This window comes from Maribacter forsetii DSM 18668 (genome assembly GCF_000744105.1).
GTDB lineage: Bacteria > Bacteroidota > Bacteroidia > Flavobacteriales > Flavobacteriaceae > Maribacter > Maribacter forsetii.
The window spans coordinates 1,528,470-1,544,612 of the sequence record NZ_JQLH01000001.1 but is presented as its reverse complement, the minus strand read 5'-3'; the positions used below and the strand labels follow the sequence as shown (position 1 = coordinate 1,544,612).

Sequence of the window (16,143 nt, the reverse complement as noted above, 5' to 3'; positions counted from 1 at the left end):
ACAAAAAAAAGGCTGGTTACCACACCAGCCTTCAAATACTAACCATATCGATTCTTAATGAACCAATTTCTTCTCCACAGTTGATATGTCTATATTGAAACCTGTTTCTTTAGATTTCTGTATAGCCTTAAAGTAGTCTATATACATCTGTGTAATAGCAGACATTGGTAATGAACATGCCGCTTTATAATTTTGTTTTGCCAACTGAATTCTATATGAATCATCGGTAATAATCTTTTCAATGGCATTAGCCAGAGATGACGTATCATGAGCATCAAAAAATTCACCTACATAACCTTCTTCCTTAACCAATACACTTAAATCGCCTAAATCCGGCAAAGCAACGGCATTACCATAACTACCAGCTTGGTGTAAAACTCCTGAACTACCAGTTGTTGACGTATATGGAAAAACAGTTACTGCACTATCTCCAAATATCTTTGGAACATCTTCCTCTGCTACATAACCTGTAAATCTCACTTGAGGAACATGACTATATTTTTGTTTCATTTCATCTAAATAGCCAGGTGTATTAGGGCTATCTGTACCAGCAATAACAATTTCAATATCTTCATTGGTTCTCGACCTGATCTCTTCTACCGCCTCAATAAGAATTTCAACTTTTTTGTATGTACCAAACTTACCAAAAGCCATTACCTGTTTTGGACCTGCAGGAAGTTTAAAATCTGGCTCTGGAGGAGTTTCAAATGCACCATGCGGAATTAAAGCTACGTTCTTAACCTTATACTTATCTTCTAATGTAGTTACATATTTACTTATGGTTACCGCAAGAACATCTGAAGCTAAAACAAACTTCGTCAACGTAGTACCAATAAAATTATAGATACTTTGTAGTATTTTATTATTGGTAAAACCTGCATTCTCTAAATCTACCTGTTCAAGAATATTATGTAATAATGAAATAGTTGGTATACCCTTGGTTTTACATATAAAAGGAAGCATTAAGCCCATTGCAGCCGGTATTTTTTTATCTCCGAATTTTAAAAACTGAAGATTAAATAAAACCGCATCTGGTTTCACCTTTGATATGGTTTTACTGATGCTGAAAATATTACTATAACTATTAAAACTCCAACATTCTTTCACCGTAATCTTACAGCCTTCGCCCTCAAAATTTAAATCTTTAGGACCGTCAGTTCTATCGGTGATCAAAATTAATTCTGTCACCTCTTCTTGAAGTCTAAAATGCTTTACCAAATAATAACCATATTCTGTTAAGGTTACTTTACTAGGTGGGTATGCGGTTACAATTGCTAATTTCATTTGAGTTATATTTTATTAAACAGAACTTTTTTTATTTGGGACCAATCCCTTTTTGATTCTTTTATTCTTTTATTCTTTAATGACTTTAGAATCCGCTTTATTCTTAATGATGAAAAATAGTAGTTGAGCTACCAGTAAAATAACCATAGCAATGATTTGCATTTGAACAACCGTCTCTAAATTTTCATGATATAGCATGATCAAAGCAACTTGAGAGAAGCCTAACAATCCAGATAGTATTACGGGCGAGTATTGATTTAATGATAAAAAGTAGTAAGCGAATATATTAGATACAGCGAACAGTGAAGTCGCCAAGGCGTACTTCCATAATAAATGTGCAATAGACAAATAAGCATCACCGAACATTAAGGTGATGATCAAATTTGGAAACAGAAAGCACACAAATACGATAAACGTGGATAAGCCACCAATAAAGAATACATACTTAAACAGCACCGGAGCCGTTGGCTCACCATCTTTTTGTTTTTGAATGACTGTTGGCATTAATAACATTACAAACATCCAAGCCACAAAGTACACTACCCTACCTATCAATGCCAATGACGAATACAAACCAGCTTGCTTATCATCAAAATAATGCTTCACCAATAGAATATCACTATTGTTAATGATAATCTGTGTAAGTTCATATCCGGCAGTAAGACCGATGAATATCCAAACCTGCTTTAAATCTACCGCGGCTAACTTATCTTTAGAAAATAGCTGAACACCTTTAAAATCTGACGGAAAAAGTCCGAACACAAAAGAAAGTGCGATACCAGCTGCAATTAAAATACCCGTCTCAAAAGGAACCAAAAGCAAAAGTGCGAAAGTAAGCAGCAGTCTACTCCACATTTCCGTTTGGTAAGTACCTGCCAATTTTCCAAAATCATGCCCACCTTGAAAACTTCCTCTATTTACACTCATAACAAAGTACAAGGGTATAGCAACCGCAAAAATCATAAACATGTAATGGTTTTGGGTATTGAACAGTTCTTGAAGATTCTTGGAAAAAATAAGCACAAGAATACCGGTGAATATACCAAATATCAATGCATACCTATACATGGTATTCTTAAAAGCGATCCACGTATAATCTGTAAATAAAACCGCAAATTTTGTAGTCGCCAGTTGAAATGTCATACCAACAAAAGAAAGTACCAATAGCAATGTGACCAATAATGCAGCATCTGCAAAGGCTTCTGGACCTAACAACCTACCTAGCAGTAAATTGTAAAGGTAATTGCCGCCATTTACAAGCAAAGCACTACCCATAAACAACTGTTTAGGGGAAATCCGCTTCAAAACTAATTTTATTGCTGACATATTTTTAAACTAATTTTGTTTAAGAATCTTTCAATTGAAACTCTATCTATATACAACCGCAATTTTAGCAAGTTGACCAACAATTTTCACTGAATCTTTCATGGATAATTTAGATCCATCAGCGTGTATCCATCTTTTAAGAGGCTGTTCACAAATGAGCTTAATAGCTTCATTTTTACCATAATGTTTTCTCATGCGAATAAACATTTCAACATCAAACAACCACTTGGTAATAAAAGGTTTGTTAAAAAGTAATGGTACTACAGAGCGATCCATAACTTTGGCACCACATTGCGTATCATTAAAAGGCATTCTTAAAATGGTCCTTATGATCAAGTTAATGGTCATACTGATAATCTTACGAGCAGACTCTTTGGTAATATCAGCCCCCATTCTACTCATTCTTGAACCACTAACAATTTTAAAGTCTGACTTATCAAGCGTTTCTACCAAATCATCAAAATCTCTAAAATCAGTAGAAAGGTCAGCATCTAAAAAGCCGATATAATCTAATTGTGTGTCTTTAGCCATATGTAGCATGCCTAGACGAACTGCCTCTGCCTTACCTCCATTTTTCTCACAATCATATATACTAATATTGCTTTCGTTTCCTTTTTTCAACTCTTCTAATACTTCAAGAGTTTTATCTGTACTACCATCGTTTACAAAACAAAGGTGGTACCCTAAGTTACTATGTGCAAAATCTCTGAACTCTTTACCTAAAAGACGTTCTTCTTCATTATAACAAGGTATAACTACGCCAACACAGTTTTTTTGTAGCATTCGCCCACTACTAGTAGGTTCTGTCTTCATTTCAATAACTGGGGCACCAATGAGTCTTTTGATACGTGCAGACATTTCAGATAAACTCACGGGTTTCTTCATATAGTCATCAATACCCAGTGTAAAGCCATCCATAATAATAGCTTCTTCGGTATTTCCTGACATTACTAAAACCGGTGTATTATTTCGGTCACCACTTTTAATATGTCTTACGACCTCTAACCCAGAAATATCGGGCATGTTAATATCTACAAGAACTAAATCTGGCTCAAAAGAGTCATATAATTCAATTCCTTTTAGACCAGAATCAGCGGTCTTTACATCATAACCTAATTCGGTAAGTCGTTTTTCAACAGACAATAAGATAAGCTGCTGATCGTCAATAGTTAGTATTTTCATGGTTTTACTTAAGTAAGATTTAACTTACATATAACGTGGTATTTTCAAAAAATTGTAAGTTTTGAATAAAAAATAAATAATATATTTTCAATTAAAGAACGCTAACAAACTGATCTATAAGGCAACACAGTAGAAATAGAAAAACTTAACCTTGTAAGAATTTTACATAAACACTATAGATTTTGTCAGTTTTATAAACTTTGAACATCTGACAAACAAAAAGAGGATAGCTAACCACACTACCCCCTTTACACTAAACCTAACCAAAAAACTTATGACATTAATTCTTTTTCAACCATCGTTACATCCAAAGTAAATCCTTTGGACTTTGCCAATTGTAAAACCTTAAAGTACTCTATATACATTTTTATAATATCTGACATAGGTAATGAACAAGCAGCTCTATAGTTTGCCATTGCCAAATATCTTCTATACGAATCGTGCTCAAGAATATTCTCTATTGCTTCCGCTAAAGATTCTGCATTTTCCGGTTTAAAGAATTCACCTTTATATCCTTCTTCTTTAACAAGAATGCTTAAATCTCCTACATCTGGTAATGCAACTGCTTTGCCGTAACTACCGGCTTGGTGCAATACCCCAGAGCTACCTGTAGTAGATGTGTACGGAAAAACAACAACTGCACTCTCTCCAAAAATTACCGGAACATCTTCCTCAGCCACATATCCTGTAAAACATAATTGTTTAACATGAGCATATTTCTTTTTTACACTTTCTAAATAACCTGGTGTGTTGGGGCTGTCTGTACCTGCAATTACAATTTCAATATCTTGTTTGGTACGTTGTCTAATCAGCTCTATCGCTTCGATCATGATTTCTACCTTTTTATAGGTGCCAAACTTTCCAAATGCCAATACTTTTTTAGGTCCGGCAGGTAATGTAAAATCTGGTTCTAGCGGAGTTTCAAATGAACCATGCGGAATAAGAGCTACATTTCTTGACTGATATTTATTTTCTAAAATAGTTTGATACTTACTTATGGTTACAGCTACAACATCTGAAGCCAAAACAAATCTTGTTAATATATTACCAACACATTTGTACGCCTTCCTTAAAATTTTATTTGAAGTAATACCTGCATTTTTTAAATCTACCTGCGCTAAGATATTATGTAACAAAGAAATGGTCGGTATACCTTTCATCTTACAAAGCAAAGGCAACATTAAACCTAAGGCTGCAGGAATCTTTTTATCGCCGAACTTTAAGAATTGAAGGTTAAATAGAACAGCATCTGGCTTTGTAGCAGAAATGACTTTATTAATATTAAAAAGATTAGAGTAATCATTAAAGCTCCAGCATTCCTTAACGGTAATCTTACACCCTTCTTCGGTAAAGGCAAAATCTTTTTCTCCCTCTGTCTTATCGGTAATCAAAATAATCTCTGTTACTTCTTTTTGAAGCCTAAAATGTTTTACTAAGTGATAACCATATTCGGTCAACGTCACTTTACTTGGCGGATAAGCGGTTACTATTGCAAGTTTCATAGGTTAAGTTTTAAATACTATTGGGTTATTTCTGATACAAATATCCAACTAAGACAAAGGTTACTGGGGCCATTTTAGGTAGATGAAGCGTTACTGTAGACGAATGGGAACAATAGCTCGTTTAACTAAACCAGAAGTTTTTACAAACATGAACATCAGATACTTACATTCAATATTCTCATAACTAAGGTGAGAATATCATAAAATCAAAAGATTTGTAATTTCATAATACCATTCTCTATTTTAAATGACAATGTTCCTATTCTAACATTTTTAAAATAAATACCCTCCTGATTATGAACAAATTACCAGAAGAATATCAGTCTATAATAAAGCGTTCAAGCAAATAAACAGCCTCCTTTCTAACAATGAGGTAATCCCCTATTTATAATAGAGGGTACTATTTTATTCTTACAATATTGAAATGGACTAATAAATTTCAATAATTACCGTTAGGTATTTGTAGTATTAATCTGACTTTTAATGATTCGTAAAGTAGTATTCCTTATTCTTTTAACCTCTTCACTGTTAAGAGCACAATCTGATATGACCAAAGGCTTTGGTTTATTGGAGAAAGGAAATTTTCAAGAAGCAGAACTTTTCTTTGAAGAATATCTTAAAACCGACCCTAGCAACAAGACGGGCCTCCTCTGTTATGGCCGTGCAGTAGGTTTAAGTGGGGAGCCTAAAAAAGCCACCGGCCTATTTTCTGATCTTTTAAAAGATTACCCAGGTGATTTTGAAATACTCATTAACTACAACGAATCTTTTTTATGGGCAAAGGAATACGAGCAAGCTAAACCGTTATATGCCGAACTGGTAGATAAATTCCCTACCAAATTTGGAGCCGTACTAGGTTATGCGAATACCCTAAGTAATTTAAAGGAATACAAATTAGCATTAAGTTGGGTAGAAAAAGCAATCGCACTTCAGCCTGAAAATGAAAGTGCAAAGGTCTCTAGAAAGTTTATGAGACTGGGTTATGCAAATGCTTTCGTAAACAACCAGCAGTATGGCAAAGGTGAGCAAACACTAAAAAAGATATTTGAAGATTTCCCCAACGATAAAGATGTACTTATCAACCTTGCCAACCTTTACCTGATTACAAAGCAAGCAGATAAGGCCAAGAATATGTATGTTAAGTACGCAACTACACCAAAAGATTCAATCACTGCCTTAAACGGTATAGCCCTTGCAGAACATTTAGACGAAAATGATAAAAAGGCATTGATCGTTTCAAAAGGTGCAACGGTAAAAGTGGATAAAATTAATGACGTACCGCTTACCGAAAGTACCTATGATCGTTATGTTCAAGCCCTAATCTGGAACAAAAAATTTATAACTGCCCGTAAGAAAATAGATAGCTTAGAAGTCCACTACCCGAATAGAAATTGGATACATGCACTAAAAGCCACTTTAGGTTTGTATACGGGCGATGCAAAAGCAAGTGTTGAAAGTTATGATCGAATTTTAGTTAACGATAGCGCTTCTTTTGATGGTAATTTAGGGAAAGCGAATGCCTTGTTTGCTTCTGACAAAATTATACCGGCATATCATATGGCCAACCAAACCTTAAAGTTCTATAATAACCAAAAAGATGCCAAAGGTTTTATTGAGAAGTTAAACCTTATGCACACGCCAACTATTGAAGAACACGCTGCCTATACTTTCGATAACGGTAACAATACAGCGTTTTACACCAATACAACGGTAGACGTTCCATTCTCAACGAAATTTAGAACCACCTTTTCTTATTTCTTTAGATCTACCGAAAATAAGGTAACAGATAACAAAGCCACTTCTCACGTAGCTTTAATAGGTTTACAGTATAAGTTGTTTCCTAAGACTGTTTTAAAAACGGTATTGGGTCTAAACAACTCTAGATTTTTAGATGAAGCATATACACAGCCTGTTCTTGATATAAAATTAGATTTACAACCTTTTAAACTTCAAAATTTGACATTGGGGTACCAAAGAGAAGTGCAAAGTTTTAATGCGGAATTAATTGAGCGTGAAATTGTACAAAACCATTATGGTTTAAATTATAACTTAGGTACAAATGTAAACTTTGGGTGGTATACGCAGTTAATGCATACACAGCAGAGTGATGACAATATCAGAAACTTACTGTTCACATCTCTTTACTACAATGTACTTAAAAAACCAGCATTAAAAATGGGTGTAAATTACCAATACATCACGTTTAAAGATCAAGTCCCAACCATATATTTTAGTCCCGAAAAATATCAAGCAGTTGAATTGTTTGCAGATGTTCGCGGCAAAATTTCCGAAAAGACAACATATATGGCCAGTGCCGCTACCGGTATTCAAAAAGTTGAAGATGACCCTAACACAAATATATTTAGGGCAGAAGCTTCTGTTCAACATCAATTCTCTAAACGCTTTAGCTTAAACGTCTACGGTAAATATAGCAACATTGCCTCTGCAACTGCAGCTGGTTTTGAGTTTACTGAGATAGGTCTTAAAGCAAAATGGTTATTTTTAAAAAAACCATTATTCTCCAAAAAATTAAAGTTAGATTAGTCAACCACGTATGCTATCCATTATACCCAAGTGGGGTTTTAACTAAATTACTACACTAATTTTAATGGCCGTACCAGCACATATTTCTGATATATATTAAATTTTTGCAAAGACTTTAAAAGTTCATATTTAAAACATACATCATTAAAAATACCTCAAAAACTAACCACTAATTGTAAGAATTTTACTTATTTTTACGTAGGTTATTAAATCATCCCCCAAAACGAGAATTAGTATTAAAATGAAACTCTAATAGAGACATTATGTGGAAGAGAGTTTTAAAAATGTTTATTGGCCTTTATGTGCCACTTTTTGCGCTTACCCTTTTTTTATATCACTCTCAAAAGGCAGAGCAAATTGATGCTATTATGGAGCGTCAGATTCGTGCTAACACGATGAAGAAAGTTTCTTTTGAAGAAAAATACCATTCTTTTTTGCGTAATACCCAATATTGGGCCAATTTAAAATATCCAAAGAATTTTGATCCTCTTGCAGAGCATTCTTCTTTCTTAAATTCATATCTAGAACTTATTGAATATATAACTATCTATGATCAATTTCGCTATATAGATTTAGAAGGAAAAGAATTTTTTAGAGCACAACGCGCAGGAAACGATACCCTTATCATTAACCCTTTACAAGATAAAAATCAACATACTTATGTTAAAGCAGGGTTACAATTAAAAAAAAATCAAATATACCTTTCTCAAATAAGCTTAAATAAGGAAAATGGGAAAATTGAAATACCGCATAAACCGGTAATGAGAGCTGTCGCTCCTATTTTTGATATCGATGAAAATCAAATTGGTTTAGTGGTCATTAATTTTAAAATGAAAAAAATGCTAGATCAAATAAAATCTAGGGTTGAAGAAAAAAATATTTATTTATTAGATGAGAATTTTAAAGTTATAACAGCAAGTACTATAGAAGAAGATCTACCCTATGAATTTGAAAATAAAAATAGTTACTTAGACGGTATTTTAAATACCAAATCAATAACCCATTTTCGAGACAGTACTTTTGTTGAAAATGGTCATATTTGGTCGCAGCAATCCATTAATTTAAATGGAAAGACATTTACGTTTGGTTCTCAATCTAACCTACCTACAGAAGTAGTAACCCAGGCTAATTTGCTTTTGGCTTTAGAAGTTCCTCCAAGAGTAGTAGAAGCCGAATTACAACCTTTATTTCGAAGTCTGTTGATGTTTAATATAATTTCTATCGCAGGTCTACTTACGCTATGCTATATATTTCAAAAAAAGAAAATAGAAAAAGAACAATTCTACAGAGAGTTAGAAGGTAAAAACATCTTATTGACCAGAAATAAAGATCAATTAGAGGAAAATAACGCCATTGTCAATGAGATGAATAAAAGCTTAGAGATTAGAAACAAGCAGTTAAGTGATTTTAACTATCTTATTTCACATAATCTCAGAGCACCCGTAACCAGTATGTCAGTGATTGTTGAGATGATCAGAAATGAAAAAAATCCAGATATTTTAAACCAACTACTACCAAAGCTAGATCAAGTATCTAAAAGTATTACCAACCTTACCAAAGACATCAATAAATATGTTTCAATACTGGACAATAAAGAAATTAAAGTCGTAAAAATTGATTTACCCGAGCTCATTGAAGAGGTGAAACATGAATTTACGGAAACACTTTTAGATAATAGTGGTTTTGATGTACGTCTCAACTTAAAATCGTGGGATACTATTGAATTTTCAAAATTCTACTTGCAAAGTATTATACAGAATCTAGTATCTAACTCAATTAAATATAAAAGAGATGACGTGGATTCTTATATAGCGTTTGAAACTGCAATAGAAAAAAAGCAAAAAGTACTTTACGTACGCGATAACGGTATAGGATTGAACCTAGATAAGCATGGAGAAAATGTTTTTAAATTATATAAAAGATTCCATAGAAATATATCTGGAAAAGGAATGGGACTTTTTTTGATTAAATCTCAATTAGAAGCTTTAAATGCAACAATTACAATAGATAGTAAAGAAGGAGAAGGAACTACGTTTAAACTAAAATTTTAAAAAATGAATACAAAGCCGAACATTTTACTTGTAGATGATGATGAGCTTTATCTATACTTGATGGAAAAGACTATACATCAATTGTCCAACGAATTAGTGGTTACCAGTTTTACAGATGGTGAACAAGCTGTAGAGTATATCTCTAAATGTACCGATGAAAAAATAGAATTACCTGAGGTCATATTTTTAGACATTAACATGCCCTTTTTAGACGGGTGGGGGTTTTTAAACGAATTTAAAAAACTGAAACCGAAGATTATAAATAGTATAAATATTTATATGGTCAGTTCTTCTATGCGCGATAGTGATATTAAAAGAGCTTCTCATTTTGAAGAGCTTACCGGCTATGTGGTAAAACCGGTAAACAAGGTTCAATTAGCAGAAATATTCAAAAAAATCTATCACGAAAATTGGTAGAAAACTTTAAGAATCTTTATTTATATTAAGTTTAATCGTCTCATTAATTCCGGACGATTAGAACGGCTAATAGGTACTACATTTTTAGCTATTAATACGCTATTATCCTCAATATCAATAATTTTGGTAAAGTTGATGATATATGAACGGTGTATCTGTAAAAAAGTTTTATCCGGTAGTTTTTCCTTTATTTTTTTAAGAGTAGTATGTACTCTATAATCTTCCTTTTCTGTTTTAACATCTATGTAATCTCCTTTTGCCTCTATGACCAGAATATCGTTCAACTTTAATTTTATAAGCCTTCTATCAATATTTATATAGATATCTTCTTCTTCTCCATTACTTTGACCGGACGCAATTTGCTGTTGTGGTTTTTGATCTGGAATGCTTGAAATTTTATCGATACATTTTTCAAATCTCTCTTGCGTAATAGGTTTTACCAAATAGTCTACAATACTCTCATATTCGTAAGCTGCAATGGCAAAATCGGTATCAGAGGTGGTCAAAACAATTTTTGGTGGATCTTTAAGAGTCTGCACGAAATCAACGCCACTAAAGCCTGGCATATGTATATCTAAAAAGATGACATCGATAGTGTTTTGGTTTAAAAACTTAATGGCAGATATGGCATTATCAAATTCTTCAATGACATCTAGCTCTGGAATTTTAGAACACAGTTGCTTTACAATCGCCCTAGCCATTGCTTCGTCATCAATTATAATACAGTTCATTTATATGGTTTTAATATATTCTTCAATAGTATCTAGAACTTCATTAAACTCAGATTTACTATCGTGCTTACCTTCCAACAATTCCATCTCATAGGCAACGGCTAGTTTATAAGAATTTTGCATGCCCAAAATATTAAATTTGTGCTTCAATTTATGAACAATTTCTGCAGTTTCTTTGAACCTGGTATTAGAAATATGTCCAATATATTCTTCTTTTTCTAGGGGGAATTCGTTTTTGATAATTTCTATGAACTGACCTCTGAACTCAGCATCGTCACCTGCAAGTTCGTCAACATAGTTTAGGTTTGGTTGTTCTATCATAAATTCTTTTTTAAAGTTATAAAAAATGTAGTTCCTACATTTTCTTCAGACTTCAACCATACACTACCTTCATAAAGAACCGTAATTTTCTTAACAATTGCAAGTCCAATACCTGTAGCATTATTACTGGTTTCTAATTTTTTAAACATTTGGAATATGCCTTCTTGGTGTTTTTTAGGTATTCCCTTTCCATTATCGGAAACACTGAACTTCCAAAACACCTCATCTGGCTCATAACCAATTTTAATTTCCCCTTTTTCTAAATGTTCTGTAGCGGTAATGGCATTTAAGAACAGGTTCATGAACAACTGTTCTAACCGTTCTTTTTCGAATTCTATTTTAGGTAAATTCTCAGGGTATTTAAACGTTACATTGTCAGGAACAAAAATGGTTTTTTCAATATCCCTTAAACTATCCTCTAAATGAAATGATATTCGTTGTTCTTTGGTTTCACCCATTGTAGCATGGTTAAGTATACCCGTAACCAGCTTATCCATTTTTTTAAGGTTATCAGATACCAATGAGCAGTTGTCCTTGCTGGTTTCAGAAAAATTCTCTTTTTCATCTTCCATAATCCAATTCATTAAGGCACTAATATTACGAATGGGCGACCTTAAGTCATGCGATACCATTTGGGCATAATTATTTAAAGATTCGTTCTGGTTTTCTAAGTTAGCGACCAATTTATCTTTTTCACTCGTCATCTCAGTAACCTTCAGTGCTAAACTACTAATGTAAGATGCGAGCTCTTCTGTATTTAGCTCATCTTGAAAATCAATATCAATTGATTGATCTTCGTTTAAATTCTCCCTTAAACTACGAATGGCATCTTCTAAGGAGACCAAAATACTTTTTTGCTGCAAGGCTTCTTTTTGCAATCTTTTATTTGCCTCAAATAGCTCATCAGAACTAATGGTAGAGGCTCTATGAAGCATAGAAAATTTATCATCATAATTCTCATATGATTTTTCTATAGCTTCTAAAAAACCATCCATTTCTGGATGTGCCCTTAGTTTAGCAGGTAAATATTTCCGTATTTGTCTTTTTAAAAGAGAATGCATTATTCACTGAATAAAGTTAGTGTCATGGTCTGATTGTGCAATTTACAACTATCTTGACCACTAAACGGTGCCATTTCCCCATAAGAATAAAACCCACTTATTACTGTATTATCCCCTACTACCGCCTTTACTTCTTCTATTTCTTCTTCTGTTCGTTGGTCCATTACCAATTTTCTACCAATACAACTAATTAACAAAGCAAGATCAGGAGGGTTCTTTCTGTCTTTCATTGCTAGTTCTGCTGCATGAAAAGCTCCATTGGCTATATCGTCTACCGACGACATCATTAATTGCACTCTAGCTCCTTCTGGCACGTCGCCAGCAAGTGTCATTGTATTTTCAGCTTCATCAATATTTAATATAGTGCGTACTAGTGGCTCTCCATCATCTGTTGTCTTTACGCTTAATGGGTACAATAAGGCCGACTTTGGTAATTCATCTGCCTTTTCTCCTAAATAGTTTTTGTAAAGATCCAATGCCGGTTTATTATCAAGCTCAAAAAGAACATTTCCTTTAGACTTTGTAATGATACGTTCTGGTCCAAAGGTGGTCCATCCTCCATAATTGGCACTAGAAATTTCTAAGGTATCACCATAAAAACCTATGGCAACAATTTCACCCTCTTTTGGGTTTTCATTATAAGAGGCAAGGGTACGTTCAAAACGATCATCATCTCCACACAATCCACCAGATAAACCAAAACTTGTATTTTCAACGTGTTCAATACCTTCAATTAGTGCACTTCCATTTACTGTACTTCCTTCAGAAATAACGAATAAATGCTTTAAATTCTCTTTAGGAAACTGAGATTTCAATCTCATTCCCATTTTTTTATCGTCATTATTATAGTCCGCTACATTACATCGTTTTACAACAATAGCACTTTTTTCAAATTCAATAGCTGTTAATACTACGGTACCTTCTAAAACTTTATCTTCAATAATTTCTCCTGATGTGGTTCCAAAAACGATATGTCCTTCAGGAAAAAGCTCTCTTACTTCGTTAAAAATATGCTCACTTTCCAATAGGTATCTATTACCAAAAACCAATACTAATGGTTCTTTTAATTTTGTAGTGCTTTGAAGTACAAAAGACTCATTAGCCTTTTTTATTGCTTGAACTATTTTCATAAGAAGCGTTATTAATTGTGGTCTTTTTTAATTGTAAAATGGAATTGGGTGCCTTCACCTACAACACTATCTACCCAAACCCTACCTTGGTAACGGTCTATAATCTTTTTAACGATAGATAGCCCAATACCTGTTGATCTTTCATTATTACCGATAGATTGAAAAATGTCGAATATCTTCTTGTGATATTCTTCTGGTATACCAACACCGTTATCACTAATAGTAAATTGCCAGAATTCGCCATCATCTTTAAATAGCACTTCAACCAGCCCTACTTCTCTTTCAATATGCACTACGGCATTGCCAATAATATTTTGAAAAACTTGATGTACCTTAATTCTATCTGCCATAATGGTAGGTAGCGTTTCAGGTACGACTAATTTTACGTGTTCAGGGATAAATATGGTTTCACCAATATCTGAAATTACCCCATTTAAATCTACTTTAGAGTCATCAAGTGCTGAACTATTGGCTGTAGAATATTCTAGAATACCGTGGATCAATTTATCCATAGAGGCGACTTTCTCTTGCATCAATTCAAGATTCTGTCTACCGCCTTCATCTAACACATCTTTATAATCGTCATTTAACCAAGTAGCCAATGCACTTATACTTCTAAGCGGGGATTTAAGGTCATGGGAAACAATATGGGCATACTCTTGTAAACCTTGGTTACTGTTCTCTAGATCTTTTACTAATTGTTCTTTTTGAAGTTCTAATGCTTTTTGTTCGGTAATATCCATTGTTATTCCAATAGACCCAATAACCTCATGATCCTTACTATAACGTGGAGCCACACTAATCATCCAATGTCTTTTTTCTCCAGATTTTGTAATTACCTGCACTTCATAAGAGTCTGATTTCCCATTTGCACGGGTTTTAATATGTTCCGCAACCTTATTTTTATCTTCAAAACTTACAAAAGCTTTTGCATCTGTATGAAGTAATTCACTTTCTTCAAAGCCGATCATATCACAAAAGCTTTGGTTGACTAATTGAATTACACCTTCTCTATTCGCTTCTAACAAACCAAGGTTCATATTGGCAATGATACCACTATACTTTTCCCTTTCTGCTTTTAAACGCTCTTCTGCCTCTACTTGCTTGGTAATATCTTCAACCATCATTACGATATAGCTGATTTCTTTATAGATATTCCTAACTGCACTCACAGATAACTTTACCAACAATTGCTCACCATCACTTTTGATAAATTTCTGGTGAATATTGTATTTATCTATTTCACCGTTCTTAAGTTGTACTAAAAGCCTGTCGGCTTCTTCTAAACTTTCTGCATTGGTAAAATCCTTAACGTTCATTTTCATGAACTTATCATAGGAATATCCTAGCAATGAAGTCATGGTATGGTTGACCTTAATAATACTGTTTACATCTGCTAAAATGATACCTAAAGGAGAACTGTTAACAATAATATCCAATTGACGCTTTTGTTCGGACAACAACTCCCTAACTTCCATTTCTTGAGTAATGTCCCTAACAATACCTTGGGCGGCAATCGGTTTTTTATCTTTATCAAAAACCAAACTAGCATTAATCTCGACCCACTTTTCAGCACCGCCTTTAATTAAAATTTTGGCTCTATAATTTTTAAGCATACCAACTTCTCGCAGACTACCAAAAGATTCCATGGTATATTCCATGTAATCTTTATGTACCAGTTTCCATAGGTTGATTTCTTCTTTATTATTATCAAACCCTAAGAAGTTTTTTGCAGACTGGTTCATACTTATCACATTATATGATAAATCCATCACCACATAAGGGTCTATAATATTAATAAAAACACCATCTAGTTCAGAGGTCTTTTGGCTCAATAAATTTTCTAGCTTATGATTAGACTCTCTTAAATGACTAGCAACTTCGTAAAGCTCATGAGACTTTTCCTCCAGAATTCTTTCGGCTTGCTGTCTTGCTTTTTTTTGCCTTTCTAGGGCTTTCTTAAGAAGAGTAACTTCTTTACTATCCATGTTGTACAACGTCAAATTTTACTTCGGTACCATCATCCTTAAGTAATTCATAGGTAATATCTGCCTTACCGTTAAAATGCTCAAATGCTTTTTCAATAAGCCCATGAGCCAATCTATATAAGCCTCTAGAAGAGGTATATATCATGGAAATTGAATTATCGGTCTTTTCTAAAATTTTGAATGTAGGCAGTTCAGCTTCAGGATAAAGCTTTTTTACATGTACATGAATATGGTCTTCTATAGAGTATAGTAGACCAATTGGTGACAAGTAACTTTGAATAACTTCTGGGTGTGCATTTTTAAGACTTGAGAATAGGTAAAGTCCAAATGCATAGATTAAATCTCCAGCAGGTAAATCTACCTCTTCACTCAACTGGGTGACCAACGCCACCATTTCGTTAAATTCGTAGGTGGCAACAGATGTATAAATACCTTGAGAAGGTAAATCTGATTTTTCAATAATATTATCAACAGTCTCCAATCCGAACTCGGACTCGACCATCTCTAAAAACTCGGTAAACACTATTCCCTTCATTTGAATTTTTTTACAATATATTCAAACGTAGGAAAATTAATACATAAATGAAGGAAAATGTTGTGAAATGC

General features: G+C 33.6%; 13 protein-coding genes. 3 read left to right on the top strand and 10 right to left on the bottom strand.

Annotated elements, in window-relative coordinates; translation table 11 throughout:
• Nucleotides 1-54: 54 nt before the first annotated feature.
• The 4 genes from P177_RS06545 to P177_RS06530 all read right to left on the bottom strand — a co-directional run bounded on the left by P177_RS06545 (nt 55) and on the right by P177_RS06530 (nt 5,294).
• Nucleotides 55-1,284, bottom strand: coding sequence for a glycosyltransferase (locus tag P177_RS06545; protein ID WP_036153153.1), 1,230 nt, complete (start codon nt 1,282-1,284; stop codon nt 55-57).
• A gap of 69 nt (nt 1,285-1,353) precedes the next feature.
• Nucleotides 1,354-2,610 carry an oligosaccharide flippase family protein gene (locus P177_RS06540; protein ID WP_036153151.1) on the bottom strand — a complete coding sequence of 419 codons (1,257 nt, stop codon included), beginning with the start codon at nt 2,608-2,610 and terminating at the stop codon, nt 1,354-1,356.
• 42 nt (nt 2,611-2,652) lie between these two features.
• Complete coding sequence (locus P177_RS06535) at nt 2,653-3,792, bottom strand: response regulator (protein ID WP_036153149.1); 1,140 nt, start codon at nt 3,790-3,792, stop codon at nt 2,653-2,655.
• A 272-nt stretch (nt 3,793-4,064) separates the two neighbouring features.
• Nucleotides 4,065-5,294 carry a glycosyltransferase gene (locus P177_RS06530; protein ID WP_036153147.1) on the bottom strand — a complete coding sequence of 410 codons (1,230 nt, stop codon included), beginning with the start codon at nt 5,292-5,294 and terminating at the stop codon, nt 4,065-4,067.
• A gap of 483 nt (nt 5,295-5,777) precedes the next feature.
• Between P177_RS06530 and P177_RS06525 the strand changes: the two genes are divergently transcribed.
• The 3 genes from P177_RS06525 (at nt 5,778) to P177_RS06515 (ending at nt 10,306) form a co-directional block, all read left to right on the top strand.
• On the top strand, nt 5,778-7,838 hold the full coding sequence (locus P177_RS06525; protein WP_036153145.1) for a tetratricopeptide repeat protein: 2,061 nt from the start codon (nt 5,778-5,780) through the stop codon (nt 7,836-7,838).
• Between the two features lie 263 nt (nt 7,839-8,101).
• Nucleotides 8,102-9,889, top strand: a complete 1,788-nt coding sequence (locus P177_RS06520; protein WP_084684641.1) for a sensor histidine kinase — start codon at nt 8,102-8,104, stop codon at nt 9,887-9,889.
• A gap of 3 nt (nt 9,890-9,892) precedes the next feature.
• Complete coding sequence (locus P177_RS06515) at nt 9,893-10,306, top strand: response regulator (RefSeq protein ID WP_036153131.1); 414 nt, start codon at nt 9,893-9,895, stop codon at nt 10,304-10,306.
• A 20-nt stretch (nt 10,307-10,326) separates the two neighbouring features.
• Here P177_RS06515 and P177_RS06510 read toward each other — a convergent pair whose 3' ends face one another.
• Genes P177_RS06510 through P177_RS06485 form a run of 6 tightly spaced genes read right to left on the bottom strand, consistent with a single transcriptional unit; the run spans nt 10,327 to nt 16,072 of the window.
• Nucleotides 10,327-11,037 (bottom strand): LytR/AlgR family response regulator transcription factor, encoded by a 711-nt coding sequence (locus P177_RS06510; RefSeq protein WP_036153130.1) that lies wholly within the window; start codon nt 11,035-11,037, stop codon nt 10,327-10,329.
• Nucleotides 11,038-11,358, bottom strand: coding sequence for a hypothetical protein (locus P177_RS06505; protein ID WP_036153129.1), 321 nt, complete (start codon nt 11,356-11,358; stop codon nt 11,038-11,040).
• Nucleotides 11,355-12,419, bottom strand: a complete 1,065-nt coding sequence (locus P177_RS06500) for a sensor histidine kinase (RefSeq protein WP_036153126.1) — start codon at nt 12,417-12,419, stop codon at nt 11,355-11,357. The genes P177_RS06505 and P177_RS06500 overlap by 4 nt, the downstream gene beginning before the upstream one ends.
• Nucleotides 12,419-13,549, bottom strand: coding sequence for an FIST signal transduction protein (locus tag P177_RS06495; RefSeq protein WP_036153123.1), 1,131 nt, complete (start codon nt 13,547-13,549; stop codon nt 12,419-12,421). Before P177_RS06495 ends, P177_RS06500 begins: the two co-directional genes overlap by 1 nt.
• Before the next feature lie 11 nt (nt 13,550-13,560).
• Nucleotides 13,561-15,537, bottom strand: coding sequence for a PAS domain-containing sensor histidine kinase (locus tag P177_RS06490; protein ID WP_036153120.1), 1,977 nt, complete (start codon nt 15,535-15,537; stop codon nt 13,561-13,563).
• The gene (locus P177_RS06485; protein ID WP_036153117.1) at nt 15,530-16,072 is read right to left on the bottom strand and encodes a heme NO-binding domain-containing protein; all 543 of its coding nucleotides are present in this window, start codon (nt 16,070-16,072) and stop codon (nt 15,530-15,532) included. The genes P177_RS06490 and P177_RS06485 overlap by 8 nt, the downstream gene beginning before the upstream one ends.
• Between the last annotated feature and the right edge of the window lie 71 nt (nt 16,073-16,143).

Coding starts and splice junctions, on each gene's coding strand:
- P177_RS06545 (WP_036153153.1), bottom strand. CDS start 1,284: ATGAAATTAGCAATTGTAACCGCATACCCACCTAGTAAAGTAACCTTA.
- P177_RS06540 (WP_036153151.1), bottom strand. CDS start 2,610: ATGTCAGCAATAAAATTAGTTTTGAAGCGGATTTCCCCTAAACAGTTG.
- P177_RS06535 (WP_036153149.1), bottom strand. CDS start 3,792: ATGAAAATACTAACTATTGACGATCAGCAGCTTATCTTATTGTCTGTT.
- P177_RS06530 (WP_036153147.1), bottom strand. CDS start 5,294: ATGAAACTTGCAATAGTAACCGCTTATCCGCCAAGTAAAGTGACGTTG.
- P177_RS06525 (WP_036153145.1), top strand. CDS start 5,778: ATGATTCGTAAAGTAGTATTCCTTATTCTTTTAACCTCTTCACTGTTA.
- P177_RS06520 (WP_084684641.1), top strand. CDS start 8,102: ATGTGGAAGAGAGTTTTAAAAATGTTTATTGGCCTTTATGTGCCACTT.
- P177_RS06515 (WP_036153131.1), top strand. CDS start 9,893: ATGAATACAAAGCCGAACATTTTACTTGTAGATGATGATGAGCTTTAT.
- P177_RS06510 (WP_036153130.1), bottom strand. CDS start 11,037: ATGAACTGTATTATAATTGATGACGAAGCAATGGCTAGGGCGATTGTA.
- P177_RS06505 (WP_036153129.1), bottom strand. CDS start 11,358: ATGATAGAACAACCAAACCTAAACTATGTTGACGAACTTGCAGGTGAC.
- P177_RS06500 (WP_036153126.1), bottom strand. CDS start 12,419: ATGCATTCTCTTTTAAAAAGACAAATACGGAAATATTTACCTGCTAAA.
- P177_RS06495 (WP_036153123.1), bottom strand. CDS start 13,549: ATGAAAATAGTTCAAGCAATAAAAAAGGCTAATGAGTCTTTTGTACTT.
- P177_RS06490 (WP_036153120.1), bottom strand. CDS start 15,537: ATGGATAGTAAAGAAGTTACTCTTCTTAAGAAAGCCCTAGAAAGGCAA.
- P177_RS06485 (WP_036153117.1), bottom strand. CDS start 16,072: ATGAAGGGAATAGTGTTTACCGAGTTTTTAGAGATGGTCGAGTCCGAG.